Below are 24,916 nucleotides of genomic sequence, written 5' to 3'. Positions count from 1 at the left end.
ACATTGGATTCACAACGGTGCATGCAATCTACGTCGTTACGGGTTTCGCTTACGGATCACCTTGGGATCACTTGCGCTCGCGCCAGGGGCAAGGTGCTTGACCATGCCCCTTCATTTCAGTCGCGAAGCCTCCCGGAAAAGGAGGCTTTCTGCTGTGCTACCAGCCCCCGCCGAGCATGGCGCGTAGGTTGTTGTTGAGCGGCACGGCGAGATTGGTGCTACCGAGCACCATGGCGTCGCTCGAGCGGACGACCCGCACGCTGAGGTAGAGAGTGTTCTGCCCCTGGGCGTAGGTGCCCATCAGGATGGAGCGCGCGTTGTGCGCCTGGCTGAGCCGCTGCACCTCCCGGGACAGGATCAGCTCGCCGATGTCCTCTTCGATATAGAGGCTGTCGCGCATCTTGACCTCGCGCACCTGCATGCCGGCACGCGACAGCGCCGAGGCGAACAGCTCCGAGCCGATACGCCCCAGAGTGGAGGACTGCGTGAGGTTGTCGATGCTGACAAAGGTGGCGGCAATCATCGGACTGTAGCGGGTCAGGTCCGGATTGGCGTCCAGCATGCGCTGGGCGGCTTCGTCGATCAGCTCGTCAAGCTCGGGCTCGGGCGGCTCGACGGGGCCGTTGCTGCTGCAGCCGCCGAGCAGTACCAGGCTCGAAAGCAGCAGGATGACCAGGAGTGAGGGTAGGCGTTTCATGGCGTTACCAGCTGTCGGTGACGGTGATGGCAGGAACGGGCTCTGGGCGGGGGATGCGATGCGGTGCGTAGTGGCGGCGGTCGCCGGCGTTGATGTAGTAGAGATTCGAGGACGAATACAGGATGGTACCCCCATCGATCACCTGGGTGGTGATGATCACCTCCTCGTTGCCGGTGTAGGTCCAGTTGCCGCTGGCCACGTCGGCGGTGATGGCGGCGGCCGGGATCAGCCCGACGGCGGGGCGGCTCCAGTGGTTGAGCCCCAGGTTGGCCACGCCGATGCCGGCTGCCAGTGAGGTAAAGGCGCCCACCGGCGGTCGGATGAAGCTGCGGTCGCGGTGGCTGATGACTTCCACGTCGACATGAACCTCGGCGCTGAAGCCGGGCTGGGTGGTGACATGGGCGCCGCGGGTGACCAGCTCGCTGGTCAGCAGGGTGCGAAAGCCTCGAGCAAATTCGCCGTTGGCATGGGGCTCGGCGTCTGGAAGATGCAGGCTCTTCAGGCGCAGCCGCTCGCTGCGCAGGATGCCGTTGGCTTCATGCCGAGCGAGAATACCCCAGTGATGCGCGGCCTGCATGCGCTGCTGTTCGCTGTAGGGATAGGTGGTGGCGATTGGCGCCTGGGCGCTGTGGTACTGGGTACAGCCGGCCAGCAGGAGGCCGGCGGCCAGGGCCGTGGCAAGGGTAATGAGGCGCAAGCTGACATCCTTATTTCTGCAAGCTGGAAGGTTAGGCCCTATATCGGCCGCCGGTCGGGATTCTTTAGCCTGCACGGCCTGTGTCAGGCTCTTGGAATGGGGTATCATGCCAACCTTTTACGATAGCGACTTTCCCATGGCTATCCCGATATCAGGAGTCTCTACTATGGCAGAGCAGCGCAAGGATCAGACCGTGACCATCGACGGCAAGGAGTATGCCGTGGATCAGCTCAGCGAAGAGGCGCGCAATCAGCTGATGAACCTGCGTGTGACCGACCAGGAGGTCGCGCGCCTCAATCAGCAGCTGGCCATCGCCCAGACCGCGCGTGCCGCCTATGCCAATGCGCTCAAGCGCGAGCTCGAGGGTGCCGAAGCCACCGCTCACTGAGCGATTGGGCCGAGGCCAGCCATCCTGGCGGAGCGTGACGGCGGGGTGCCCATGGCACCCCGCCGTGCTGTCTGCCCGGGAAACGTGACCAGTGCCATGCTCCAGGGGGACTCATGACAACCTTCGTAGCCGATGAGAGCACCAACTTTCCCTACAGTGCCGTTACCTATGTGGAGGCAACCTTTCCCGATGGCACCCGGGTCTCCGGCTCGGGCGCCGTGGTGGGCATCAACGATGTCCTGACGGCGGCGCACGTGGTTTACAGCCCTGAAAATGGCGGCATGGCCGAGCAGGTGACGGTCTATCCGGGGCACGATGGCCAAATCGATCCGGCAAGCGGCCATGCGGCCCACTATGCCGAGTATTACCAGCTGGAGCCGGCCACGTCGGGGAGGCTGACCGTGCAGGAGAGCCAGGATGACCTGGCCCTGCTGGGCTTCGATAAGGCCCTGGGCCTGGAGACCGGCTGGTTTACCCTGGGGCCCTACGCGGCGGGAGAGGCGTATCATCTTGCCGGTTATCCCGGCCGCTATGCCGATGCCAGTGGGCCGCGTCTCATCGAGGACCGCGGCTGGGTCGGTGACAATGCCCGCTATGGGGTGCTGGACATCGAAGCGCTGGATGTCAGTCCCGGTAACAGCGGGGGGCCCATCTGGTACGACGACAACGGCCAGGCGATGCTGGTGGGGGTGGTGTCGACCTCTTCATGGGCCGTTAGCGTGCAGGCTCAGTACGATACGCTTCAGGCCTGGATGGCCGGCAACGACCATCTGCTGCCGCCCGAGCTGAGGGAAGCCGCCGTTCCGAGCGAGGCCGAGGAGGCGCTGGCGACGTTCATGATACGGCTTGCCTCCGAAGGCTGGGAGCTTCCCACGGGCCTGTCGGAGGAAATCGTCCAGACGGAGACCTTCTTCGCCTATGCCGATCTGGAGAGCGTCATCGATCCGGTGGTGCGTCTCTATACCGGCCTGCTGGGCCGTGCGCCTGATCGAGACGGGGCGGAGTACTGGGTCAGCCAGCTCAATGACGGCCATTCGCTCGTCGACTTGGCGCAGGGCTTTCTCGACTCTGCTGAGTTCGCTCAGCAGCTGGCCTCCCAGGGCGGGGGCGAGGCCGCTCTGGTGGAAACGCTCTATCGGCATGTGCTGGGGCGCGAGCCCGATGCCGGGGGGCGCGACTACTGGCTGGGTGAGCTGGAAAGCGGTCGCCTGGAGCCGGTGGAGCTGGCGCTGGCCTTTACCGCCTCCGATGAGTACGCGGCATCCTCCCACTCCTTGGTCCAGGGGGCGAAGCTGATGCTTTGGGGCCCCAATCTGGAGCGCCTCGATCCCGCCGAGCTGGGCTTCGACGTGGCCGCTTTCGAGAGCGCCCGGGAGTCGGCCGAGTCAATCGTGCGGCTCTATAGCGGCATCCTCGACCGCATGCCGGATCGCGATGGGTTCGACTACTGGCAGGGTGAGGTGGAGCAGGGCGCGTCGCTGGCCGATGTCGCCGGGGCATTCTTCGTGAGCGATGAGTTTCTGGGCGGCATGCTCGAGCCAACCCCGGAAGAGGCCATCGAGGCGCTCTATCAGAATGTGCTCGATCGTGAGCCGGATGCGCCGGGTTACGCCTACTGGCTGGCCGAAGTGCAGAGTGATGAACTCGGCTTCGGTGATCTGGCGCTTGCGTTCACCGAGTCGGCCGAGTTCATCGATGCCAGTCGTGGCCCGGTCGATGACTTCATGCTGGAGCACTATCACGGTGGACTGGTCGGCGAGCCGATACCGCTCGATGAGTATCTGTTTGGTTAAGGTCGGCCCCGCCAGAGACAAGGTGACATGTTGAGAAACGATGCATTCTGGAACGCCTACACCAGCCTGGCGGTATTGCTGCTGGGTGGTCTGGGGCTGGTAGTGCCCAGCGGCTATTCCGTGGGAGCGGTGATGCTGCTGCTGGGTAGCGCTGTGCTGCTGGTCAGGCGGCCAAGTCTGGCGCTGGGCCGTCAGGACTGGCTGGTGATTGGGGCCATGGCGATATTTGCGGTGTATAGCATGCTGGAGGCAGCCGTAAGCGGTGCCGGGTCGAGCAGCATCGATCGGCCGAGCCGCATTCTTCTGGCAGTGCCGGTTTTACTGCTGGTGGTGGCTTACCCGCCAAGGCTGGCCTGGCTATGGTCGGGGCTCGCGCTGGGGGCGGTACTGGCCGGGAGCATGGCGGGGTGGCAAAGCCTGGTGCAGGGCGTGCAGAGAGTGGAAGCGTTCACTCACCCGATCCAGTTCGGCAATATCAGCATGCTGATGGGCATGCTGTGCCTCGCCGGGCTGGGTTGGGCGGCGGTGCAGCCGCGCCGCCGCCTATGGGTGGCGCTGCTGTTGCTGGGTACCCTGGGTGGCGTGCTGGGGTCACTGTTCTCCGGTAGCCGCGGCGGCTGGATCGGCGTGCCGGTCATCCTGGGGGTGCTCTATCGCTGCTACGGAGCTGAACTGACCCGCACCGCGAAGCTGGCCCTGGTGGCAGCGCTGATCGGCGGGGCCACGGTAGCCTATGCGGTGCCGCAGGTTGGCGTGCAGCAGCGCGTTCACCAGGCCGTCGATGATATCAGCCGCTATGTCAGTGGAGAGAACCGGGTCACCTCGGTCGGGTCGCGCTTCGAGATGTGGCGGGGGGCCAGCCGGCTGGCTCTGGAGGCGCCCTGGCTGGGCGTTGGCAGTGGCCACTATCAGCAGGCCATGAGCGGGCTGGCCGATCAGGAGATCATCGACTCCGGGGTGCTGATCTACGACCACGCACACAACGAGTTTCTGGATACGCTGGCCAAGCGGGGGCTGCTGGGGCTGGCGATGCTGCTGGCGCTGTACCTGTTGCCCATGAAGCTGTTCGTGCGTCAGCTGCATGCTCGCGATATGGAGCTCAGGTCCCTGGCAGCGGCAGGGGTGATCCTTCCCGTTGCGTATATCGATTTCGGCCTGACTCAGGTGTTCTTGTCGCACAACAGCGGGGTGATGATCTACGGCTTCTGGCTGGCGGTACTGTGGGGCAGCTACCGGGCAAAGACCGTCGACCTGCGGTTGGCGCAAGGCTCGACGGTGTAGCGTCTGCCCTTGTCCGTTATGCTTAAGGCATGATCAAGCCACGGGCAAGGACGAAACCCCATGTCGACATTGACCTTCCAGGGCGCGGTGGGGGAAGTCACCGGCTCGCGCTACCTCATCGAGACCGACGGCGACACCGGCTCGAAGAAGCTGCTGCTGGAGTGCGGGCTGCACCAGGGCGGCGGCGATGCCGACGAGGCCAACGCCAGGCCCTTCGGCAGGCTGGCCCGGGAGCTCGACGCGGTGGTGATCTCCCACGGCCACCTGGACCATTCCGGGCTTCTGCCCAAGCTGGTGCGCGAGGGCTATCGCGGCCCCATCCACTGTACCCGCGGCACCCGCGACCTGCTGGAGATCATGCTGCAGGACGCTGCCTTCATCATGGCCAAGGACGTGGAGTGGGAGAACAAGTGGCGCCGGCGCAACGACAAGCCGCTCATCGAGCCTCTCTATGAGCTGGATGACGTGGCCCGAACCTTGGCGCTGTGCGAGTCCCATCCCTACGGCCAGCCGGTGAACCTGCCCGGCGGCGTGACGCTGGTGTTCCGCGATGCGGGGCATATCCTCGGCTCGGCCATCGTCGAGCTCGCTGTTCCCTCAGGCGGCCAGCAGAAGCGGCTGGTGTTCTCGGGGGATCTGGGCAATCCCAGCTCGGTGCTGATGCGCGACCCCGGCAAGGTCTTCGAAGCCGATGTGGTGCTGATGGAGAGCACCTATGGAGACCGCGACCACCGCCCGCTGGAGGAGACCATCGACGAGTTCGCCGAGGTGCTGGAGCAGGCCCATGAGGCGGGCGGCAACGTGCTGATTCCCGCCTTTGCGGTGGGGCGCACCCAGGAGATCCTCTACCACCTGAGCGTGCTCTACCACGAAGGGCGGCTGCGCCAGCAGATGGTTTTTCTCGACAGCCCCATGGCGATCAAGGTCACCGAGCTCTACCACCGGGCGCGCAAGGCGCTGGACGCCGACGATCTCAAGGTGCTCAACAAGGCGGCCAGCGGCGACACCCGCCAGTACCTGCCGATCCTGCGCATGACCCGCACCGTGGAGGAGTCGATGGCCATCAACCGCATTCGCGGCGGGGCCATCATCATCGCCGGGGCCGGCATGTGCAACGGTGGGCGCATCACCCACCACTTCCGCTACAACCTGGCCCGGCCCAGCACCCGGGTGGTAATCGTCGGCTTTCAGGCCGCCGGTACCCTGGGGCGCTCCCTGGTCGATGGCGCCGAGCAGGTCAAGGTGCTGGGCGAGATGCTGCCGGTGAAGGCGAAGGTCCACACCCTGGGCGGCTTCTCGGCCCACGCGGGCCAGACGGAGCTGATCGGCTGGGCCGGCGCCTTCCGCCACCGCCCGCGTTTCTATCTGGTGCACGGCGAGCCCGGCGCCCAGCAGGCGCTTCAGGCGGTCCTGGCCGAGGCCGATATCACCGCCGAGATTCCCGCCTATGGTGATACGGTGCCGCTCTGAGCGGCGCTCTCCTCCCGCTTGCTCCCACCCGGCGAAGCCGGCCCTCGAGGCCGGCTTCGCGGTTTCTGGCTCGAAAAAGAGCAGCGCATTACGTTGGCAAGATTGATTTTTGTCAAATCGAGACAATTTGTCGCATGCAGGCCGGCGCAGGAGGCGCTATTCTTCGCAAATGACATTAGGTTATTTGCTTAGAACTTAAATAGGTCCTTATGATGATGTGCCGTAAACTGCTTGGTGGCGCCTCGCTGATGGCGATGACCCTGGTGGCGACGCCGCTGCTGGCCGAAGATGCGCCGGCCTACCGGGAGACCCAGCTGGGGCTCTACGTTTCCGCAGCCGAGGCCTATGCGCTGATGCAGGAGAACGAGCGGGCCGTGCTGATCGATGTGCGCGACCCCATCGAGATCAAGTTCACCGGCTTCGCCGAACCCACCGACATCCATGTGCCCTGGGTTGTGGCCGATCGCAACAGCTTCGATGAAGAGGCCAAGACCTGGCCGATGGTGCGCAACACCGGCTTCGAGGCGCAGGTGAAGGCACGTCTCGACGCCCTGGGCGTGGCCGAGGACGATCCCATCATCGTGATGTGCCGCTCCGGCGCTACCCGCAGCGCGCCGGGGGCCGACGTGATCGCCGAGCTGGGCTTCAGTCAGGTCTACTCCGTTAACGACGGCTTCGAGGGTAGCACCCTCCAGGAAGGCGACTCCCAGGGCGTGCGTGCCGTGAATGGCTGGCGCAACTCCGGGCTGCCGTGGAGCTACGAGATCGACCCCGAAGTGGCCTGGCGTCCGACCCACTGAGCGCCAGCCGAGATGTGATCCGCACCGCCCCGGCTCGGGGCGGGCCGAACCCCTAGAGTGAAGAGGTGATCGTATGACCATCAAGACGACCCTGACCCTGGCCGCCGCGGCCACTGCCATCGGCCTTTCCGGCGTTGCCCTGGCCGATAGCCACGGCGACGACCATGCCCATGACGACGACCGGGCACTGGTGATTCTCACCAGCGATTCGCTGCAGACCCAGGGCATGGCGATGATTCTCTCCAACGCCATGCAGCAGCAGGGCACTCAGCTGCACATCCTGCTCTGCGACGCCGCCGGCGACCTGGCCGTGGAGGGCTACAGCAGTGAAGGCATCAATACCCCGCCGGGCCATCCCATGGATCAGGTGACGCCGGAAGGCATCATGCAGATGCTGATGGGCGAGGGCGCCAACGTGGATGTCTGCGCCATCTACCTGCCCAACAGCGACCACGAGGAAGGCGATCTGCGTGAAGGCGTCGGTATCGCCGCTCCCGGCCCCATGGCCGAGATGATGCGCGATCCGTCCATCCCCGTTTACAGCTTCTGAAGCCCTATGCCGGCGCTGCCGAGCCGCTGACGAACAGCGCATCGTCGGGCGGGGCGGCGCCAGGCCATGAAGGAGAGTCCTCATGGAAATGAAAAGCAACGTCGGTGGGCCCGACAAGATCGCCCGCATCGTGATCGGCGCGCTGCTGATCGGCCTGGCGATCACCGGTGTCATCGGCGCCTGGGGCTGGATCGGCATCCTGCCCCTGGCGACCGGGCTGTTCAACTTCTGCCCCGCCTATCGGCTGCTCGGTATCAATACCTGCAAGCTGAAGAAGTAGTCTGAGGCGGGCAAGGGCCTGCTCTCTCGATGGCGTCATCGCTTTACGGCGGTGGCGCCATTTCTTTTTCAGATCAGGGGTTAGGTTTTCTATCGTGATCATCGTCAGGCTCAATTGGCCATGATATCCACTTTTAGAATAACATTATAACCGTAATCGAGGTGAGGCCCGCTCACCACCACGCCTGAAGGAGATGCATGATGGATAACCCGACCCAGCAGCCCGTGATGCCCCAGCTCAACCGCCCAGCGCCGGATTTCACCGCCAAGACCACTCATGGCGAGAAGTCCCTGGCCGATTACCAGGGCAAGTGGCTGGTGCTGTTTGCCCACCCCTCCGATTTCACTCCGGTGTGCACCACCGAGTTCTCGGCCTTTGCCACTCGCGCCGAGGACTTCAAGGCGCTGAACACCGAGCTGCTTGGCCTGTCCGTGGACAGCGTGCATTCGCACATCGCCTGGGCGCGCAGCATCAAGCAGAACTTCGGCGTGGAGATTCCCTTTCCGATCATCGCCGACCTGAACATGAAGGTGGCCAATGCCTACGGCATGATTCAGCCCGGTGCCAGCGACACCGCAGCGGTACGTGCCACCTTCGTCATCGACCCGGAGGGGGTGCTGCGCGCCATGCTCTACTACCCGATGACCAACGGTCGCTCCGTCGACGAGGTGGTGCGCCTGGTGAAGTCGCTGCAGACCAGCGATGCCCATGGGGTAGCCACGCCGGAAGCCTGGCAGCCCGGCGAGCCGGTCATCGTGCCGCCGCCCGCCACCATGGAAGACGCCGAGGCGCGCGCCAGCGAAGGCTACGAGTACACCGACTGGTACTTCTGCAAGATGGCACTGTAAATCGATGTTCTTCGCTCTTTAGCGTGAATATGTTTGGCAAGGCTTAAGGTGGGAGGCCGGCTCTGCCGGCGGTTCGACGCTTCGACGAAGGCGCCGTAGGTGCCCCTTGGGTAGCGCTGCGCACTACTTCGTCGAAGCGTCGAACCGGAGCTAAAGCTCCCTCCCACAGCCCACAGCACCAGTTCACGCCAGTCTGCGATGAACCTAAATCGAGCCCCATCTGGCCAGAAGACCCCTCTCCAACGTAAGGAGGCCGAGCATGAAGACCTTCTCTCTCTCCCGCAGCCGCGGTGCCGGCAGCCCCGACGTGGCCGGCTTCTTCGACCCGCGCACCTTCAGCGTCCAGTACGTGGTCAGCGACCCGGCAACGCGACACTGCGCGATCATCGACCCGGTGCTCGACTTCGACGAGAAGTCCGGTGCCACGGCCACCCATCACGCCGACGAGCTGCTCGCCTATGTGGAGGCGCAGGGCCTCGATGTGCAGTGGGTCCTCGACACCCACCCTCATGCCGACCACTTCTCCGCCGCCCACTATCTGGCCGAGAAGACCGGCGCTCCCACCGCCATCGGTGGCTATGTCACCCGGGTTCAGGCGCTCTGGAAGGGTATCTACCACTGGCCCGACTTCCCGGATGACGGCCGGCAGTGGGATCAGCTGTTCGTCGACGGAGACACCTTCCGCATCGGCGAGCTGGAAGCCAGGGTGATGTTCTCGCCGGGCCATACGCTGGCGTCCATCACCTACGTGATCGGCGATACCGCCTTTGTCCACGACACCCTCTTCCAGCCGGACTTCGGCACCGCCCGGGCCGACTTCCCCGGCGGTGACGCCCATCAGCTGTGGCGCTCCATCCAGGCGATCCTGGCGCTGCCGGACGATACCCGGCTGTTCACCGGGCACGACTACATGCCGGGAGGACGCGAGCCCGAGTGGGAGAGCAGCGTGGGCGAGCAGCGCCGCCGCAACCCTCACCTGGCCGGGGTGGCCGAGGCGGACTACGTGGCCATGCGCGAGGCGCGGGACAGCGAGCTGCCGATGCCCAAGCTGATCCTGCATGCCCTTCAGGTGAATACCCGGGGCGGTCGCCTGCCGGAGCCCGAGGCGAATGGCAGGCGCTATCTCAAGATCCCGCTGGATGCCCTGGAGGGCGCCGCCTGGGACTAGCGGCCAGCGCTTGGCTGGCGCGCCTTATATAGCAATATAGTCTATCCTTAGAACCCTGCTTGAGCTATGCTGGTCCTAGCACGCAGCGTCTGCGACTCACCATGACGGAGGTTGTCAGCCATGTCCCGGCCTATCGTGACCCACTTCTTCGACGAGCCCACCAACACCTTCAGCTATGTGGTGCAGGACCCCGACAGCCGGGCCTGCGCCATCCTCGATTCGGTGCTCGACTTCGACTACGCCGCTGGGCGTACCGACGTGCGCTCCGCCGACGAGATCATCGCCTTCGTGCGCGACAATGACCTTCAGGTCGAGTGGATCCTCGAGACCCACGTCCACGCCGACCACCTCTCGGCCGCGCCCTACCTGCACGAGCAGCTGGGCGGGCTGACCGGCATCGGTGCCAAGATCACCGTGGTGCAGGACGTCTTCGGCAAGGCGTTCAATGCCGGCACCGAGTTCGCCCGGGACGGCAGCCAGTTCGACCGCCTGTTCGAGGAGGGCGACACCTTCGCTATCGGCAACCTGGAAGGGCGGGTGCTGCACACTCCCGGTCATACCCCGGCCTGCCTGACCTATGTGATCGGTGACGCCGCCTTCGTGGGCGACACCCTCTTCATGCCCGACTACGGCACCGCCCGCTGCGACTTCCCCGGCGGTGACGCCCGCACCCTCTACCGCTCCATCCAGAAGGTGCTGGCCCTGCCCGGGGAGACTCGTCTCTTCCTGTGCCACGACTACAAGGCGCCGGACCGCGAGACCTACCAGCACGAGACCAGCGTGGAGGAGCAGCGTCGCCTCAACGTCCACGTGCACGAGGGCATCAGCGAGGAAGAGTTCGTGAAGATGCGCACCGAGCGGGACGCCACCCTCGACATGCCGCGGCTGATCCTGCCATCGGTGCAGGTCAATATGCGCGCGGGCCACATGCCGCCCGCCGAGGACAACGGCCAGGTCTATCTCAAAGTGCCGATCAACAAGTTCTGAGTGGCCCAGGAGACAAGATTCCATGCAGATCCATGAACTAGAACCTGGCTTCGCCATCACCGAGGCCATCACCCCCGCCGATCTCGAGGAGGTCGCCCGGCGCGGCTTCCGTTCGGTGGTCTGCAACCGTCGCCCCGGCGAGGCCGAGGATCACCCGGACGATCGTGCCCTGAGCGAGCGGGCCTCCGAGCTCGGCCTTGAGTGGCGCTGCATCCCGGTCACTCCGGGCGAGTACAGCGAGGCGGACATCGCGGCCTTCGGAGAGGCGCTGGAGAGCCTGCCCACGCCGATCCTGGCCTTCTGTCGAACCGGCAAGCGCGCCGTCCACCTCTGGGCTCATTCCCGCAGCCAGGGCGAGAGCTGCGATATCCCGGCGCTGCTGGCCGCGGCCCGCGCCGCCGGGCATGACCTGGAGGAGCGTCGCCCGCTGCTGGAAGCCGCCGGGAAACGCTGAGCGATGAATCCCAAGCGCTACCTCCCCATCCTGCAGTGGCTGCCGCATTACGGTCGGCGGACCCTGGGCAGCGACCTGCTGGCAGCGGTGATCGTCACCATCATGCTGATCCCGCAGTCGCTGGCCTACGCCATGCTGGCCGGGCTGCCACCGGAAGTCGGGCTCTACGCCAGCATCGCCCCGCTGGTGATCTACGCGATCTTCGGCACCAGCCGCACCCTGGCGGTGGGGCCGGTGGCGGTAGTCTCGCTGATGACCGCGGCGGCGGTGGGGCAGGTGGCGCCCCAGGGCACGCCGGAATATCTGGGCGCGGCCCTGGTGCTGGCGCTGATGTCGGGGCTGATCCTCACCCTGATGGGGGTGGCGCGGCTGGGCTTTCTGGCCAACTTTCTCAGCCACCCGGTGATCTCGGGCTTCATTACCGCCACCGGCCTGATCATCGCCGCCGGCCAGCTCAAGCATGTGCTGGGGGTGGAGGCCGCCGGCCACAACCTGCTGGAAGTGGGAGGGAGCCTGGCCGCCAACCTGGGGCAGGTGAACGCCCCGACCCTGGTGATCGGCGTCTCCGTGCTGGCCTTCCTCTATGCCGCCCGGCGCTGGCTCAAGGGCGGGCTGATGGCGTTGGGCGTGTCGGCGCGGTCGGCGGACATGCTCACCAAGGCGGCTCCCATCCTGGCGGTGGCGGTGACCACCCTGGCCACCTGGTGGCTGGGGCTGGACGCCCTCGGCGTGGCGGTGGTCGGCAAGGTGCCGGCGGGCCTGCCGCCGCTGACCCTGCCCGGCATCGAGCTCGACCTGTGGCGCGAGCTGTTCATGGCGGCACTGCTGATCAGCGTCATCGGCTTCGTGGAGTCGGTGTCGGTGGGGCAGACGCTTGCCGCCAAGCGTCGCCAGCGCATCGATCCCGACCAGGAGCTGGTGGGCCTGGGCACCTCGAACATCGCCGCCTCCTTCACCGGCGGCATGCCGGTGACCGGCGGCTTCGCCCGTTCGGTGGTCAACTTCGATGCCGGCGCCGAGACGCCGGCGGCCGGGGCCTTTACCGCCGTTGGCATCGCTGCCGCAGCGCTGCTGCTCACCCCGCTGATCGCCTACCTGCCCATCGCCACCCTGGCGGCCACCATCATCGTGGCGGTGCTGTCGCTGGTGGACCTGCCGGCGATTCGCCGCACCTGGGGCTACTCCCGCTGTGACGCCGCGGCCATGCTGGTGACCATCGCCGTCACCCTGGGCAGCGGGGTCGAGAGCGGCCTGGTGGCGGGGGTGGGGCTGTCGCTGGCGCTGCATCTCTACTATACCAGCCGCCCCCACAGCGCCGTGGTGGGGCGGGTGCCCGGCACCGAGCACTTCCGCAACGTGCAGCGCCATGCGGTGGAGACCGACGAGCGGCTGGCCATCCTGCGGGTCGACGAGAGCCTCTACTTCGCCAACGCTCGCTACCTGGAGGACACGGTGATGGCGCTGGCCGCGCGCCAGCCGGGCCTCGAGCACATCGTGCTGGCCTGCCAGGCGGTCAACGTCATCGACGCCTCGGCGCTGGAGAGCCTGGAGGTGATCTGCGCGCGGCTCAAGGACGCCGGGGTCTCGCTGCATCTCGCCGAGGTGAAGGGGCCGGTGATGGACCGGCTGCAGCATACCGACTTCTGCCGGGAGCTCACCGGCCGGGTGTTTCTAAGCACCTACGACGCCTGGCGAACCCTGCACGGGGCCGAGCCGGGCATGGGGGCTCGCTGCGGCCAGCTTTGTGGGAGGGAGCTTTAGCTCCGGTTCGACGCTTCGACGAAGTAGCGCGCAGCGCTACCCATCGGGCGCCTGCGGCGCCTTCGCCCGGCTGAGCCGGCCTCCCACCAAAAAGCTTGCCAAACTTGTTCACGCTAAAGTGCGAAGAACCCTTTGTTTAATTGTGCAACACCGCACCGATTGGGAGGAATGTAAACATGGATTGGATTGCAAGTGTACAGGGGCTGATCGGCGGCGTGCTGATCGGGCTCTCCGCCGTCTGGCTGATGGCCACCCTGGGGCGCATCGCCGGCATCAGCGGGATCGTAGGCAACCTCATTACCGTTCGCCCCAAGGGCGACAGCGCCTGGCGGGTGGCCTTCGTGCTGGGGCTGATCAGCGGCCCGCTGCTGCTGATGCTGCTGGGGGGTGGCCTGGGCAATGTCGCCGGCGCCCCCGGCGAGGTGGTGGGGGCGCCGGCGGGCGGCGTGCCGCTGATGCTGCTGGCCGGTGTGCTGGTGGGCCTGGGCACCGGGCTTGGTAGCGGCTGCACCAGCGGCCACGGCGTGTGCGGCCTCTCCCGGCTGTCGCCGCGCTCCATGGTGGCGACGGTGACCTTTCTGGTCTGCGCCATCGTCACCGTCTATGTCGTCCGTCATGTGATCGGAGGTGGCGCATGAAGACCGAGACCCTGCGTACCGTCATGGGCTATATCGCCGGGCTGCTGTTCGGCCTGGGGCTGGCGCTGGCCGGGATGACCGACCCGGCCCGGGTGCTGGGCTTCCTGGATATCGCCGGCGCCTGGGACCCCACCCTGATGTTCGTGCTGGGCGGGGCGGTGGTGACCACCTTCATCGGCTATCGGCTCGTGTTCCGGCGCCTGCGGCCGCTGTTCGGCGACGCCTTCCAGCTGCCCACCCGCCGGGACCTCGACGCCCGGCTGATCGGCGGCTCGGCGCTGTTCGGCATCGGCTGGGGGCTCTCCGGCTACTGCCCGGGGCCAGCCATCGCCTCGGTGGGCGGCCTGACCGCGCCGCTGCTTGCCATGCTGGTGGCCATGGTCGCCGGCTGGTTCCTGGCCAGGGCGATACCCTCCTCCCGCTGATCGTCACCGCATCCCACTTCTTTCCCCGCCGGCAACCCCGGCGGGGTTTGTGTGTTTAGAAAACATGATTTAGATCAATAAAACTTGGTTTCCAGTTGAACGTAAAGGTCATCTTAATCCCTTGCTAATCCTGGGCTGCGACCCTGCCTGCATCGAGAGGAACCCGCTATGCACGTACTGCTGATCGAAGACGATGCGCTGGTGGCATCGGGCATCCAGGCTGGCCTGGGAGTTCATGGCTTCGTGGTTGACCATGTCGACAGCATGGCCGATGCCCGCTGCGCCATGTCAGCGGTCTCCACCGATGTGGTCGTGCTCGACCGGGGTCTGCCGGATGGCGATGGCCTGGCGCTGCTGGAGGCCTGGCGGACGCAAGGCATCGACGTGCCGGTGCTGGTGCTGACCGCGCGGGATGCCGTTCCCGACCGGATCGAAGGGCTGCAGGGAGGCGCTGATGACTATCTGGTCAAGCCCTTCGATCTGGATGAGCTCGTAGCGCGTCTGCAGGTGCTGCTGAGGCGCTCGGCCGGACGCGCCAGCACGGTGATAGTGCACGGGGCGCTGCGCCTCGATCCGCTGGCCCGGGAGGTCAGCCTAGACGGTCGGCCGGTGGCACTGACGCGACGCGAGCTGGTGCTCCTGGAAACCTTCCTGCAGTCGCCGCGCAGCGTGCTTTCCGCCGACCAGCTCAAGGATAGCCTCTACGGCATGAGCGACGAGGTGGGGAGCAATGCACTCAATGTGCATATCCACCACCTGCGCCGCAAGCTTGGCAGCGGAGTGATCGAGACGGTGCGCGGGCTCGGCTACCGGCTGGGCAAGCCCGGCGAGAGAGGGCATGTCGCACCCCACGGGAGGCGTGGATGAGCCTGCGTGCCCGGCTGCTGATCACCCTGGGGCTGACCCTGTTGCTGCTGTGGGGGCTGGCCGCCGCCTGGATGATGCGTGACCTGCACCAGCAGGTGGTGGCCACCCTGGACCAGCGCCTGGCCCAGTCCGCGCGCATGGTGGCCGGCCTCATGGCCCAGCTGCCCGAGGAGGTATGGCTGCAGGCGGATCGCCGGGCGCTTTCCATTCCCCCCATCGAGGGGCTTGCCTGTCAGGTGCATTCGCCCCGCGGCGAGATCATGGCGCGCACCCATTCCGATCTGGAGAGCATTCTTCAGGCCGGCGAGCGAGGGCACACCTACCGAGAGGCCGAGGGGGTTACCTGGCGCGTGTTCATCTATGAGCGGGGCGGGCTGACCATCACCACCGCCGACCGCATGGATGAGCGCGACATGCTGCTGCGCGACGTGGTCATGGTGGCAGTGGTGCCTTTCGTGGTGGCGCTGCTGGGGAGTCTGGTGGCGCTGTGGTTTGGCGTGGTGCGTGGGCTGGCACCCCTGCGGCGGTTGAGCGTGTTGCTGGCCGGGCGGCACCCGGATGCGCTGGAGCCGGTGACCACGGCCGGGGTGCCGGCGGAGGTCCGGCCGCTGGTGGTAGCGCTCAATACGCTGCTGGACCGGGTCAGTCAGGCCTTCCAGCGTGAGCAGCGCTTCACCAGCGACGCGGCTCATGAGCTACGCACCCCGCTGACTGCCATCAAGACCCATCTGCAGGTGGCCAGGCGCGTGGAAGGCGTGGCGGCACAGACCGCCGTGGCACACGCCGAGGAGGGGGTAGGGCGCCTGTCACGCACGCTCGACCAGCTGCTGATGCTGGCGCGTCTGGAGGGCCGGGGGCGCTTCGATGATGGGGAGCCCAGTCGGGTCGCTGAGGTGATGGAGCTGGCCCTGCGCGATAGCGGGTGTCAGCCGCAGCGTTTCACGCTTCCCGGTGCCTGGCCCGAGGTGGAGCTGGACTTGCCTCGCGAGCTGGCCGTTGCCGCGCTGCGCAATCTCATCGATAACGCCCTGCGTCACGGCGACGACGTCACGCCGATCGTGCTGGATGCCAGCCTCGATGAAGCCGGCAACGAGCTGACATTCACCGTGCGTAACCGGGGGAAGCGGCTGGATGAGCCGGCGCTGGCCCAGATGTCGCAGCGCTTCTGGCGGGCCAGCAAGCAGCAGGGCAGCGGCCTGGGCCTGGCCATCGTGGTGGCCATCGCCGAGCGCTTCGCCGGAAGGCTCGATTTTGCCCGCCCCGAAGCGGGCGGGCTGGATGCCCGCCTGACCGTTCCGGTCCGGCGGGGTCGCTGAACCCCTGCCAGGGGCTCATGACACAACGAGGGGGAACGACATGATCAGCAAGAGGATCACGAGTGGGCTCGGCCTGCTGCTGTGCGCAGGCCTGGTCAGCGGCCAGGCGGTAGCGCTAGAGGGCGATGCCGAGCGTGGCCAGGCGGCCGCGGTGGCTTGCGTGGCCTGCCATCAGGCCGACGGCAGCGGAAAGAATGTGCCCGACGGGGAGTCCTGGCCACGGCTGGCGGGCCTGGATGCCGGTTACCTTGCCAAGCAGCTGCATGATTACCAGGCCGGACGGCGACAGAATGCCAGCATGCAGCCCTTCGCCAACATGCTCGATGCGCAGCAGATTGCCGACGTGGCGGCCTACTACAGCCAGATGCCGGTCTCTCGGGCCCAGGGGGGCGACGTCGAGGATGCCCTGTTGGCGCGGGGCGAGCAGCTGGCCCTGCGCGGCGATTGGGACGCCTACATCGTCTCCTGTGCAAGCTGCCATGGCCCTCGCAACGAGGGTGCCGGCAGCCACTTCCCGGGCATCGCCAGTCAGCACGCCGGTTATATCGAGGCTCAGCTGCGCGCCTGGCAGGCCGACGAGCGCGACAACGATCCGCAAAATCTCATGGGGGCCATCGCCAAGCGCATGAGTGACGAGGATATCCGCGCCGTTTCCGCCTGGCTGGCCAGCCAGGCCGTTGCGTTCGAATAAAGGGAGCAGATCATGAAACTTCACAGGACAACCCTGGCCGTGGCCTGCGTGGCGCTGGCCGCCGGCATTAACCTGTCCGCTTTCGCCGACGCCAGGCACGAAGCGGTCGAGACCCTGGTGGCGCTGGGCTATCCGGCCCCGCAGGAGGGGGAGCTGGTCCACATTCCGCCGACCATGGCTGACCTCGACGCCTCCGACCTCCACCCAGAGACCAAGCGGGTCATTCGCCGCGGCTATGACCTCTTTACCGATACTCAGCAGCTACGCGGCGAGAACGTGTTCAACGACATGAACTGCTCGAGCTGCCACCTGGGCGAAGGGCGCCAGCCGTTCAGCGCACCGATCTGGCCGGCGGCGGTCCTGCTGCCCAACTTCCGCGGCAAGAATCAGCACGTCAACAACCTGGAGGAGCGCATCGCCGGCTGCTTTGCCTACTCCATGAACGGCACGCCTCCGGCGTATGGCAGTGACGATATGCTGGCGCTTTCTGCCTATCATCAGTGGCTGGCCAAGGGGGTGGCCATGTATCCCGACCAGCCGATCTATGGCCGTGGTTTTCCGGCCCCCGAGCGTCCCGAGGAGCTCAGCTACGCGCGCGGTGAGCAGGGCTATCTGGAGCACTGCGCCATTTGTCACGCCGAGGATGGCGCCGGTTACTTCCAGGACGGCGAGTATGTCTTTCCGGCAACCTGGGGGGATGGCTCCAACAACTGGGGGGCGGGCATCGTGCGCACCTTCACCGCGGCCGGGTTCATCCAGAACAACATGCCGCTGGGTCAGCCCAACTCGCTCTCTGATCAGGAGGCGTGGGATATCGCCTACTACATGGTTCAGCAGGAGCGTCCTCAGGACCCGCGTTACACCGGCGACGTGGCCGAGACCCTGGAGCGCTTCGGCCCGACGTTCCATCGCCACTCTCACTATGGGCAGCGGCGCGAGCATGACGGCCACCGTCTAGCCGACCATGCCAACTGGGGAGAGAAGGGCGACGAGATCAAGCCGTGGAATATCGGCGTACCGCGTTTCGAGACCCTTGCAGACTGAGGCCCGCCGGCTCAGAAGCGGCAGGCCCATGGCAAGGCCCCGCCTGGAGAGTCGAGCCAGGCGGGGCCTCGAGTGTTGGCAGCGTGCCGGCCTGGTGCGAGGCGCTGCCGCTGCAGCCGCTGATACCGTTTGACGCCACGCCACACCACGGCGCCGCTGCCCGCTGCCATTCCCTTCAGCCTCGAAGACTATCTCGAACTGGTCGAGACCACCGGCCGCTGCCAGCGTTCCGACAAGCGCGGGCTGATCGAAGGCCGCGTGCCCCGGCTGCTCGACCGGCTGGGCATCGACCCCGAAGCCTTCATCGCCGCTTCCACCACGCTGCTCACGCGTTTTGGCAGCGCCGTGGGCACCCCCGAGAGCCTGACTGCCTGCTGTGCCGCCCGCCAGGCTCGCCACCTGCGCGGGATGCGCGCGGCGGGCGAGCTGTATGAACGCCGGGCGGCGTGAGGGGGCGGCGTATCGTACTAATTGCCGCCCTGGGGCTACCCCAGGGCGGCTGTGTGCCGTTCGTGCCGATTATTTGACCGGAGCTTCGCTATGCACGGTTTCACTGCCTTCAAGTATTTCGGCGCCGAGCGAGCGGTGCAGTGCCTCAAGGGTGGCACCCTATATCTGGCGAGCCCTGACCAGCTGAACGACGCCCTGGAGGCGCGTTTCAACACCGCCAGTACGGAAGCCTATCTGGCCATTCAGCCGTGCGCTTCCGGCCGTGAGAGCGGTTCAATCGTCAGGCGCAGCCCCAGGGCATTGGCCACCTTGCTGATAGTGGAGAAGGCCGGGTTGCCTTCGCCGGACAGGGCCTTGTAGAGCCCCTCGCGGCTCATGCCCACCTCCTTGGCGAGCTGGCTCATGTTGCGGGCGCGAGCGATGTCACCCAGCGCGGCGGCAAGGAGCGCGGGATCGTTCTCCTCCATCACCGCCTCGAGGTAGGCGGCAATGTCCTCCTCGCTCTGCAGGTAGTCCGCAGCGTCGTAGTGGCTGAAGCTGGCGGCTTGCTCAGTCATGACGTTACTCCTTCCATTGCGCAGCAAGGGTTTTGGCTTGATCGATGTCGCGGGCCTGGCTGGCTTTATCGCCACCGCAGAGCAGCACCACGATCACGGGCCCTCGAGTGATGTAGTAGACGCGGTAGCCGGGACCATAGGGAATGCGCAGCTCCGAGATGCCTTCCCCGACCGGCTTCACGTCGCCGGGATTGCCCAGGCTCAGGCGCCGAATACGGGCCGTGATCCTGGCGCGAGCGCGTGTATCCCGCAGCCCGCGCAGCCACCGATCGAAGACATCGGTTTTTATGAGTTCGATTATCTGATAACTCTAGTTAACAGCCAAGGATGTGTCAACCATGGTTCACACATCAGGCAGACAGAGGCCGCTCGAGAGAGCGGCCCGGAGCGAAGAAAGGACTGGAGCGAAGAAAGGACAGCCACTTTGTTGACCGCGCACCAGGGGATGCAGCCGATCCTGCCGCCCCTGCCGGCCAGCCTGGCAGGGGCGTTTATCGGTAGATCGGTGCCTCAGGGCGCCTCGCCGCCCATCATCTCCTTTAGGCGGTCCGGCTCGGGCATGCCGTCCACCCGCTCCAGGCGGCCATTACGCTGAAAGACGGTAGTGGGAGTGGCATACAGCCCCAGTTCGTCGAACAACCCGTTGTTGCGATAGATCTGGTCCTCGATCTCCCGGGGCTGGGCCGAGGGGGCTATCTCGTCGCCGCCGCTGTGGGCGTGCAGGGCGGCCTCGGGGTCCTCGGCGCCGAGTAGCGCCGAGGCCTTGGCCGGGCTGTTCTGCTGCAGGATGCCAACCATGACATGGCGCAGCTGCACCTCGCCGGCCTCCACCCAGGGCCGGGCGGCTTCCCAGAACCGGCGGCAGTAAGGGCAGTTGGGGTCGGTGAAGGTGTAGAGCACCCTGGGAGCCTCGTCGCTGCCGTCGGCGATCCAGGCGCTTGCCTCCAGCCGCTGCCAGACGTCGGCTTCCTGGGGAGCGCGTACCAGCTCATCCAGCGGCGCCTCGCTGAGGTCGTTGCCCTCGGCGTCGATCATGGTGCCGACAATGGCATGCTCGCCATCGGGGGTGAGGTAGACGGCCATCTCACGGCCCTGGTGGCTCGCGGCGAAGCCGGTAAGCCCGCCGGGGGCCTCGAAGGTGCCGTGAATCTCGAGCCCCTGATCGGTCAGGGCACGCACCGGCGCCGGCCAGTCGTCGGCGTAGGCCAGCGGAGCGGCGGCGAGAGCGGCCAGGGCGGCCGTAAGCAGCGCGTTGCGACGCACCATGTCGGTTATCCTCAAGTGGGGTGGGTAGGGCGCTTATTGTGCCAGCTCGACCAGTTCCACGCGCCGGTTCTGGGCACGACCGCTCTCCGTGCGATTGGTGGTGATAGGCGCCATCATGCCGGCGCCAGCACTCTGCAGCCGGTCTCCGGCGATGCCATGCTCATTGCGCAGCCATTCGACGACCGCCTGGGCGCGCTCCATGGACAAGGTCAGGTTGTAGTCGACACTGCCCACGTTATCGGTATGCCCTACCACCATGAGCCGCATGGTGTCCTGCGCCTGCATCAGCGAGGCGATGGTGGACAGCGCCTCGGCGGATTCGGGCAGGATCCTGTCGCTGTCGAACTCGAAGAGGATATCCTGAACGGCCACGCGGCCGTCCTGGATCAGCCCCGCTTCCATCTCGTCGGCCGTCAATGGAATGTGCTCCATGGCGGTATCCATCTCATCGGCGGTGACGATGCCTTTGGCAACCGAGGTGCCGACGCGTCGCGCATTGTAGATGGCGATGCCGGCGAGCACGCTGCCGTCGGCGGAGCGAGCGGCAATATAGCGGACCTGCCGGTCGCGGTTGCTTAGGTGGCAGCAATCCCGGGCGCCCCGTTCGAAAAGCGTTGTGCCATGCACCAGGAACAGTCGCCCGTCTCCGGCGGAAAGCTCTTCCTCGCTGGCGGCATAGAGTATCTCGAAGCCGCGCTCTTCAAGGGCTTGGAGGTAGTTGCGCTTGACGCGAAGCGTCGAGGTGTCCGGATCCCGGAAGGCGTAGCTGAGTTTCGTCACCTGGCCTTCCAATGCCTCGCTGCTCGTCAGCTCGCCGTCCTCATAGGGGCCGGTCGGGATGGCCTGGCGGTCGAAATCGACGAGGTCCTGGTAGACGATGTAGGAACCGGCCACCCGAGGAATTTGCGGATGGTCGCCCGAGCCATCGATATCTTCCTGAGCCACTGCGCCGCCGGCCAGCCCCATGGCTCCGGTCAGCAGCAATCCCCTAGCCAGTTGCTTGAAAAGCGTATCCATTGTTCTCTCCCTTGAATGGCTGTCGTTGACGGGTCATGCCAATCCTGGCAAGCCTGCCTGCCCAGCGCCAGTTGCGCCGACCAACGGATACGGTTTCCACCCGCTGCGGCGGCGTGCAAAATACCGTGTGCACAGCGCTTTTCACACGAACGCATCGGCGCCTGTGCTGGGCGGTCAGCGGGTGAGCGGGTACACTACTCTCGGCACGCCGGGTTGATTAGCAGAACAACCCGAGCTTTGGAAGCGCTGAACAAATCGCCGAGCGAGATGAAGCGCAACGCCGCGATTCGTTCGCGCCGGCATTTGTGCAGTGTTTCCCTTTCGGCCAGTTCGCCCATTGCCTATGTCCCACGAGCGGCCATGAGGTCGCACCGCTTTACGTTCGGATCGATATCATGCATTGCCCCTTTTGTGGCGCCCACGATACCCGAGTGACCGACTCCCGCCTGGTGGCCGAGGGCGACCAGGTGCGTCGCCGCCGCCAGTGCTCCTCCTGCGGCGAGCGCTTCACGACCTATGAGACCGCCGAGCTGGTGATGCCGCGGGTGGTCAAGGCCGACGGCTCCCGGGAGAGCTTCAACGAGCAGAAGCTGCGCGCCGGCATGCTGCGCGCCCTGGAGAAGCGACCGGTCAGCGCCGAGGCCATCGAGGCGGCGGTGGAGCGTATCCGCCAGACCCTGCGCGCCCGCGGGGAGCGGGAGGTCCAGGCCCGCGACATCGGCGAGGCGGTGATGCAGGCCCTCAAGGGACTGGACCAGGTCGCCTTTATCCGTTTCGCCTCGGTCTATCGCCGCTTTCAGGACATCGACGAGTTTCGCGCCGAGATCGACCGCCTGTCTCAGGAACCCGACCAGACGCCGGGTGGCGATGGCGATGTCCGCTGACTCCTCGCCCAGTCCGTCACCCGCTCCCTGGATGGCCCGGGCGCTCGCGCTGGCGCGTCGCGGGCTCTATACCACCGACCCCAATCCCCGCGTGGGCTGCGTGCTGGTCCGCGACGGCCGCGTTGTCGGCGAGGGCTTCCACGAGCGGGCCGGTGAGCCCCACGCCGAGGTGCACGCCCTGCGCGCCGCCGGCGAGGCCGCCCGGGGGGCCACCGCCTACGTCACCCTGGAGCCCTGCTCCCACCATGGCCGCACCGGCCCCTGCGCGGTGGCGCTGATCGAGGCCGGCGTGAAGAAGGTGGTGGTCGCCATGGCCGATCCCAATCCCCGGGTAGCCGGCAACGGCATTGCCATGCTGCGCGAGGCCGGCATCGCGGTGGAGGTGGGGCTGCTGGAGGAGGAGGCCAGAGCCCTCAACCCCGGCTTCATCCAGCGCATGACCCTGGGCCGCCCCTATGTGCGCTTGAAGATGGCCATGAGCCTGGACGGCCGCACCGCCATGCGCTCCGGCGAGTCCCAGTGGATCACCGGGCCCCACGCCCGCCGCGAGGTGCAGCGGCTGCGGGCCCGTTCCAGCGTGGTGATGACCGGGGTGGAGTCGGTGATCTTCGATAACTCGCGGCTCACCGTGCGTGCCGACCAGCTGGGCCTGGCCAACGCCGAGGCCGTGGCCGAGCGCCAGCCGCTGCGGGTAGTGGTCGACACCCGGCTGCGGCTGCCGCTGGCCGCCGCCTGCCTGCGCGAGCCGGGGCGTACCCTGGTGGCCACGGTGAGCGGCTGCGACGACGACAAGCGCCGACGCCTGGAGGAAGCCGGGGCCGAGGTGCTGGCGCTGCCGCCCTGGGAGGATGGCCGGGTCGATCTGGAGGCGGTACTGCGCCACCTGGCCGCCCACGAGCAGGCCAACGAGGTGCTGCTGGAGACCGGGGCGACCCTCGCCGGCGCCATGCTCGACGCCGGCCTGGTCGACGAGATGCAGCTGTTCGTGGCGCCAACCCTGCTCGGCGGCGAGGCGCGGCCGCTGTTCGCGCTGCCGGGGCTGGAGCGCATGGCTCAGCAGCGCCCGCTGGAGATCCTCGATATCCGCGCCATCGGCCGCGACTGGCGCATCACCGCCCGGCCCCGGTAGCGCGCTACTGTGCGGTAGCGAGGGGAGTCTTTCACTTTGGTAGGATAATGCCGTGTGGGAGGGCGGCTTTGCCGCGCGAAGGCGCCGACAGGCGCCCCAATGGCAGCGCTGCGCGCTGCTTCGCCCGCTGAAGCGGCCTCCCACAGTGGCGCCCGGGGCCGCGCCAAGGTACCCTGACGCCCATTCGAGGCGGGGCGTCGACCTTCGGCAACGGTTATGTTGCGGTCGGGCGACGCCCTGCACGCTGAACCATTCGGAGATTCCATGGTGCAATCTTCCCAGGGGGGCCTGGCCCCCATCGAAGACCTGATCGAGGACATCCGTCAGGGCAAGATGGTCATCCTGATGGATGACGAGGACCGCGAGAACGAAGGCGATATCATCATGGCCGCCGAGAAGGTCGAGGCCGAGCATATCAACTTCATGGCTCGCCACGGCCGCGGCCTGATCTGCCTGCCCATGACCCGCGAGCGCTGCGAGCGGCTCAAGCTGCCGCTGATGGTAAGCGACAACGGCTCCGGCTTCGGCACCAAGTTCACGCTCTCCATCGAGGCGGCCACCGGGGTGACCACCGGCATCTCCGCCGCCGACCGGGCGCGTACCGTGCAGGCCGCGGTGGCCCCCGACGCCCGGGCCGAGGATATCGTCCAGCCCGGCCACATCTTCCCGCTGATGGCCGAGCCGGGCGGGGTGCTGCGCCGCGCCGGCCATACCGAGGCCTCCTGCGACCTGGCGGCGCTGGCCGGCTTCGACCCCAGCGGCGTGATCTGCGAGATCATGAACGACGACGGCAGCATGGCCCGGCGCCCTGAGCTCGAGCGCTTCGCCGCCGAGCACGGCCTGAAGATGGGCACCATCGCCGATCTGATTCACTACCGGATCCACAACGAGCACACCGTGGAGCACCTGGAAGCCACGCCGGTGAAGACCGCCTTCGGCGAGCTGACCCTGCATGTCTTCCGCGACAGCATTCAGGGCACCCACCATCTGGCGCTGGTCAAGGGGCGCCCGCACCCCGACCAGCTGACCACGGTGCGGGTTCACCTGGCCGACGTGATGCGCGACCTGCTCTGCCTGCAGAAGGGCGAGGGCGGCAGCTGGACCGCCCACGGCGCCATCGAGCAGGTCGCCGCCGCCGAGCACGGCGTCTTCGTGCTGCTCGACGACGGCCGGCAGCGCCAGGACCTGCGCGACTACCTGGAGGTGTTCCTGGAGCGCCGCCGCCCGCCGCGCACCAGCGACTCCGACGGCGCCGGCAACTACCTGACCATCGGCACCGGGTCGCAGATCCTGCGCTACCTCGGGGTGGGGCGCATGCGTCTGCTCAGCTCGCCGTGGAAGTTTTCCGCGCTGTCCGGCTTCGATCTCGAAGTGGTCGAACTGGTCGGGCCGGGCGAGCATGACGCCGCGTCCGACGCCTGAGCCGCGCGGCGTTCAGAATCTTAAACCGTATTTCGC

Annotated in this window: 28 protein-coding genes; 22 read left to right on the top strand and 6 right to left on the bottom strand. The window is 66.6% G+C overall.

Going from position 1 to position 24,916, the window contains the following annotated elements:
- Positions 1-157 precede the first annotated feature (157 nt).
- Both ACZIYR_RS13990 and ACZIYR_RS13985 read right to left on the bottom strand, forming a co-directional pair.
- Positions 158-697: a FlgO family outer membrane protein gene (locus ACZIYR_RS13990; RefSeq protein WP_483527102.1), complete on the bottom strand. Its 540-nt coding sequence runs from the start codon at positions 695-697 to the stop codon at positions 158-160.
- A 4-nt stretch (positions 698-701) separates the two neighbouring features.
- Positions 702-1,394, bottom strand: a complete 693-nt coding sequence (locus ACZIYR_RS13985) for a hypothetical protein (RefSeq protein WP_483527101.1) — start codon at positions 1,392-1,394, stop codon at positions 702-704.
- A gap of 166 nt (positions 1,395-1,560) precedes the next feature.
- Between ACZIYR_RS13985 and ACZIYR_RS13980 the strand changes: the two genes are divergently transcribed.
- The 19 genes from ACZIYR_RS13980 (at position 1,561) to ACZIYR_RS13890 (ending at position 18,605) form a co-directional block, all read left to right on the top strand.
- Positions 1,561-1,782 (top strand): DUF6447 family protein, encoded by a 222-nt coding sequence (locus ACZIYR_RS13980; RefSeq protein ID WP_473034321.1) that lies wholly within the window; start codon positions 1,561-1,563, stop codon positions 1,780-1,782.
- A gap of 113 nt (positions 1,783-1,895) precedes the next feature.
- Positions 1,896-3,575: a DUF4214 domain-containing protein gene (locus ACZIYR_RS13975; RefSeq protein ID WP_483527100.1), complete on the top strand. Its 1,680-nt coding sequence runs from the start codon at positions 1,896-1,898 to the stop codon at positions 3,573-3,575.
- A 30-nt stretch (positions 3,576-3,605) separates the two neighbouring features.
- Entirely contained in the window at positions 3,606-4,856 is a 1,251-nt protein-coding gene (locus ACZIYR_RS13970; RefSeq protein WP_483527099.1) for an O-antigen ligase family protein, read from the top strand.
- 60 nt (positions 4,857-4,916) lie between these two features.
- On the top strand, positions 4,917-6,326 hold the full coding sequence (locus tag ACZIYR_RS13965; protein WP_483527098.1) for an MBL fold metallo-hydrolase RNA specificity domain-containing protein: 1,410 nt from the start codon (positions 4,917-4,919) through the stop codon (positions 6,324-6,326).
- Between the two features lie 212 nt (positions 6,327-6,538).
- Positions 6,539-7,126 carry a rhodanese-like domain-containing protein gene (locus ACZIYR_RS13960; RefSeq protein WP_473034314.1) on the top strand — a complete coding sequence of 196 codons (588 nt, stop codon included), beginning with the start codon at positions 6,539-6,541 and terminating at the stop codon, positions 7,124-7,126.
- A gap of 73 nt (positions 7,127-7,199) precedes the next feature.
- Complete coding sequence (locus ACZIYR_RS13955; protein WP_483527097.1) at positions 7,200-7,676, top strand: DsrE family protein; 477 nt, start codon at positions 7,200-7,202, stop codon at positions 7,674-7,676.
- 88 nt (positions 7,677-7,764) lie between these two features.
- Complete coding sequence (locus tag ACZIYR_RS13950; RefSeq protein WP_473035060.1) at positions 7,765-7,956, top strand: YgaP family membrane protein; 192 nt, start codon at positions 7,765-7,767, stop codon at positions 7,954-7,956.
- Positions 7,957-8,156: 200 nt separating this feature from the next.
- Entirely contained in the window at positions 8,157-8,804 is a 648-nt protein-coding gene (locus tag ACZIYR_RS13945) for a peroxiredoxin (RefSeq protein ID WP_483527096.1), read from the top strand.
- Positions 8,805-9,063: 259 nt separating this feature from the next.
- Positions 9,064-9,972: an MBL fold metallo-hydrolase gene (locus tag ACZIYR_RS13940; protein ID WP_483527095.1), complete on the top strand. Its 909-nt coding sequence runs from the start codon at positions 9,064-9,066 to the stop codon at positions 9,970-9,972.
- Positions 9,973-10,092: 120 nt separating this feature from the next.
- On the top strand, positions 10,093-10,959 hold the full coding sequence (locus ACZIYR_RS13935; protein ID WP_483527094.1) for an MBL fold metallo-hydrolase: 867 nt from the start codon (positions 10,093-10,095) through the stop codon (positions 10,957-10,959).
- Between the two features lie 22 nt (positions 10,960-10,981).
- On the top strand, positions 10,982-11,413 hold the full coding sequence (locus ACZIYR_RS13930) for a protein tyrosine phosphatase family protein (RefSeq protein ID WP_483527093.1): 432 nt from the start codon (positions 10,982-10,984) through the stop codon (positions 11,411-11,413).
- A gap of 3 nt (positions 11,414-11,416) precedes the next feature.
- Positions 11,417-13,174, top strand: coding sequence for a SulP family inorganic anion transporter (locus ACZIYR_RS13925; RefSeq protein ID WP_483527092.1), 1,758 nt, complete (start codon positions 11,417-11,419; stop codon positions 13,172-13,174).
- 176 nt (positions 13,175-13,350) lie between these two features.
- Complete coding sequence (locus tag ACZIYR_RS13920; protein ID WP_483527091.1) at positions 13,351-13,812, top strand: YeeE/YedE family protein; 462 nt, start codon at positions 13,351-13,353, stop codon at positions 13,810-13,812.
- Positions 13,809-14,237, top strand: coding sequence for a DUF6691 family protein (locus tag ACZIYR_RS13915; RefSeq protein ID WP_483527090.1), 429 nt, complete (start codon positions 13,809-13,811; stop codon positions 14,235-14,237). The genes ACZIYR_RS13920 and ACZIYR_RS13915 overlap by 4 nt, the downstream gene beginning before the upstream one ends.
- Positions 14,238-14,405: 168 nt before the next feature.
- Positions 14,406-15,104: a response regulator gene (locus tag ACZIYR_RS13910; RefSeq protein WP_483527089.1), complete on the top strand. Its 699-nt coding sequence runs from the start codon at positions 14,406-14,408 to the stop codon at positions 15,102-15,104.
- Positions 15,101-16,420: an ATP-binding protein gene (locus ACZIYR_RS13905; RefSeq protein ID WP_483527088.1), complete on the top strand. Its 1,320-nt coding sequence runs from the start codon at positions 15,101-15,103 to the stop codon at positions 16,418-16,420. The genes ACZIYR_RS13910 and ACZIYR_RS13905 overlap by 4 nt, the downstream gene beginning before the upstream one ends.
- Before the next feature lie 40 nt (positions 16,421-16,460).
- The gene (locus tag ACZIYR_RS13900) at positions 16,461-17,111 is read left to right on the top strand and encodes a c-type cytochrome (RefSeq protein WP_483527087.1); all 651 of its coding nucleotides are present in this window, start codon (positions 16,461-16,463) and stop codon (positions 17,109-17,111) included.
- A gap of 12 nt (positions 17,112-17,123) precedes the next feature.
- A complete protein-coding gene (locus ACZIYR_RS13895) occupies positions 17,124-18,155 on the top strand; it encodes a c-type cytochrome (RefSeq protein ID WP_483527086.1) in 1,032 nt (343 codons plus the stop codon).
- Positions 18,156-18,284: 129 nt separating this feature from the next.
- The gene (locus ACZIYR_RS13890) at positions 18,285-18,605 is read left to right on the top strand and encodes a hypothetical protein (protein ID WP_483527085.1); all 321 of its coding nucleotides are present in this window, start codon (positions 18,285-18,287) and stop codon (positions 18,603-18,605) included.
- Between the two features lie 242 nt (positions 18,606-18,847).
- Here the strand turns inward: ACZIYR_RS13890 and ACZIYR_RS13885 are convergent, their stop codons facing one another.
- From ACZIYR_RS13885 to ACZIYR_RS13870, 4 genes are all read right to left on the bottom strand, one after another.
- Positions 18,848-19,162 carry an addiction module antidote protein gene (locus ACZIYR_RS13885; RefSeq protein WP_483527084.1) on the bottom strand — a complete coding sequence of 105 codons (315 nt, stop codon included), beginning with the start codon at positions 19,160-19,162 and terminating at the stop codon, positions 18,848-18,850.
- A gap of 4 nt (positions 19,163-19,166) precedes the next feature.
- Positions 19,167-19,451: a type II toxin-antitoxin system RelE/ParE family toxin gene (locus ACZIYR_RS13880; RefSeq protein ID WP_483529088.1), complete on the bottom strand. Its 285-nt coding sequence runs from the start codon at positions 19,449-19,451 to the stop codon at positions 19,167-19,169.
- A 221-nt stretch (positions 19,452-19,672) separates the two neighbouring features.
- Entirely contained in the window at positions 19,673-20,428 is a 756-nt protein-coding gene (gene dsbG / locus ACZIYR_RS13875; RefSeq protein WP_473034301.1) for a thiol:disulfide interchange protein DsbG, read from the bottom strand.
- Positions 20,429-20,461: 33 nt separating this feature from the next.
- Positions 20,462-21,445: an OmpA family protein gene (locus tag ACZIYR_RS13870; RefSeq protein WP_473034300.1), complete on the bottom strand. Its 984-nt coding sequence runs from the start codon at positions 21,443-21,445 to the stop codon at positions 20,462-20,464.
- Between the two features lie 395 nt (positions 21,446-21,840).
- Between ACZIYR_RS13870 and nrdR the strand changes: the two genes are divergently transcribed.
- From nrdR to ribBA, 3 genes are all read left to right on the top strand, one after another.
- Entirely contained in the window at positions 21,841-22,329 is a 489-nt protein-coding gene (gene nrdR / locus ACZIYR_RS13865; protein ID WP_483527083.1) for a transcriptional regulator NrdR, read from the top strand.
- On the top strand, positions 22,319-23,458 hold the full coding sequence (gene ribD / locus ACZIYR_RS13860; protein WP_483527082.1) for a bifunctional diaminohydroxyphosphoribosylaminopyrimidine deaminase/5-amino-6-(5-phosphoribosylamino)uracil reductase RibD: 1,140 nt from the start codon (positions 22,319-22,321) through the stop codon (positions 23,456-23,458). Before nrdR ends, ribD begins: the two co-directional genes overlap by 11 nt.
- A gap of 264 nt (positions 23,459-23,722) precedes the next feature.
- Positions 23,723-24,880 (top strand): bifunctional 3,4-dihydroxy-2-butanone-4-phosphate synthase/GTP cyclohydrolase II, encoded by a 1,158-nt coding sequence (gene ribBA, locus ACZIYR_RS13855; RefSeq protein WP_483527081.1) that lies wholly within the window; start codon positions 23,723-23,725, stop codon positions 24,878-24,880.
- Positions 24,881-24,916: the final 36 nt, after the last annotated feature.

It is taken from the genome of Billgrantia sp. NRB1 (genome assembly GCF_056921725.1).
The sequence above is the reverse complement of the archived record's forward strand: the minus strand, read 5'-3'. Positions and strand labels throughout refer to the sequence as shown.

Excerpts from the sequence above, each read along its gene's own strand:
- ACZIYR_RS13895 (WP_483527086.1), top strand. The coding sequence starts at position 17,124 with ATGAAACTTCACAGGACAACCCTGGCCGTGGCCTGCGTGGCGCTGGCC.
- ACZIYR_RS13940 (WP_483527095.1), top strand. The coding sequence starts at position 9,064 with ATGAAGACCTTCTCTCTCTCCCGCAGCCGCGGTGCCGGCAGCCCCGAC.
- ACZIYR_RS13990 (WP_483527102.1), bottom strand. The coding sequence starts at position 697 with ATGAAACGCCTACCCTCACTCCTGGTCATCCTGCTGCTTTCGAGCCTG.
- nrdR (WP_483527083.1), top strand. The coding sequence starts at position 21,841 with ATGCATTGCCCCTTTTGTGGCGCCCACGATACCCGAGTGACCGACTCC.
- ACZIYR_RS13870 (WP_473034300.1), bottom strand. The coding sequence starts at position 21,445 with ATGGATACGCTTTTCAAGCAACTGGCTAGGGGATTGCTGCTGACCGGA.
- ACZIYR_RS13905 (WP_483527088.1), top strand. The coding sequence starts at position 15,101 with ATGAGCCTGCGTGCCCGGCTGCTGATCACCCTGGGGCTGACCCTGTTG.
- dsbG (WP_473034301.1), bottom strand. The coding sequence starts at position 20,428 with ATGGTGCGTCGCAACGCGCTGCTTACGGCCGCCCTGGCCGCTCTCGCC.
- ribBA (WP_483527081.1), top strand. The coding sequence starts at position 23,723 with ATGGTGCAATCTTCCCAGGGGGGCCTGGCCCCCATCGAAGACCTGATC.
- ACZIYR_RS13945 (WP_483527096.1), top strand. The coding sequence starts at position 8,157 with ATGGATAACCCGACCCAGCAGCCCGTGATGCCCCAGCTCAACCGCCCA.
- ribD (WP_483527082.1), top strand. The coding sequence starts at position 22,319 with ATGTCCGCTGACTCCTCGCCCAGTCCGTCACCCGCTCCCTGGATGGCC.
- ACZIYR_RS13885 (WP_483527084.1), bottom strand. The coding sequence starts at position 19,162 with ATGACTGAGCAAGCCGCCAGCTTCAGCCACTACGACGCTGCGGACTAC.
- ACZIYR_RS13910 (WP_483527089.1), top strand. The coding sequence starts at position 14,406 with ATGCACGTACTGCTGATCGAAGACGATGCGCTGGTGGCATCGGGCATC.
- ACZIYR_RS13900 (WP_483527087.1), top strand. The coding sequence starts at position 16,461 with ATGATCAGCAAGAGGATCACGAGTGGGCTCGGCCTGCTGCTGTGCGCA.
- ACZIYR_RS13950 (WP_473035060.1), top strand. The coding sequence starts at position 7,765 with ATGAAAAGCAACGTCGGTGGGCCCGACAAGATCGCCCGCATCGTGATC.
- ACZIYR_RS13965 (WP_483527098.1), top strand. The coding sequence starts at position 4,917 with ATGTCGACATTGACCTTCCAGGGCGCGGTGGGGGAAGTCACCGGCTCG.
- ACZIYR_RS13980 (WP_473034321.1), top strand. The coding sequence starts at position 1,561 with ATGGCAGAGCAGCGCAAGGATCAGACCGTGACCATCGACGGCAAGGAG.
- ACZIYR_RS13955 (WP_483527097.1), top strand. The coding sequence starts at position 7,200 with ATGACCATCAAGACGACCCTGACCCTGGCCGCCGCGGCCACTGCCATC.
- ACZIYR_RS13960 (WP_473034314.1), top strand. The coding sequence starts at position 6,539 with ATGATGTGCCGTAAACTGCTTGGTGGCGCCTCGCTGATGGCGATGACC.
- ACZIYR_RS13925 (WP_483527092.1), top strand. The coding sequence starts at position 11,417 with ATGAATCCCAAGCGCTACCTCCCCATCCTGCAGTGGCTGCCGCATTAC.
- ACZIYR_RS13930 (WP_483527093.1), top strand. The coding sequence starts at position 10,982 with ATGCAGATCCATGAACTAGAACCTGGCTTCGCCATCACCGAGGCCATC.
- ACZIYR_RS13975 (WP_483527100.1), top strand. The coding sequence starts at position 1,896 with ATGACAACCTTCGTAGCCGATGAGAGCACCAACTTTCCCTACAGTGCC.
- ACZIYR_RS13920 (WP_483527091.1), top strand. The coding sequence starts at position 13,351 with ATGGATTGGATTGCAAGTGTACAGGGGCTGATCGGCGGCGTGCTGATC.
- ACZIYR_RS13935 (WP_483527094.1), top strand. The coding sequence starts at position 10,093 with ATGTCCCGGCCTATCGTGACCCACTTCTTCGACGAGCCCACCAACACC.
- ACZIYR_RS13915 (WP_483527090.1), top strand. The coding sequence starts at position 13,809 with ATGAAGACCGAGACCCTGCGTACCGTCATGGGCTATATCGCCGGGCTG.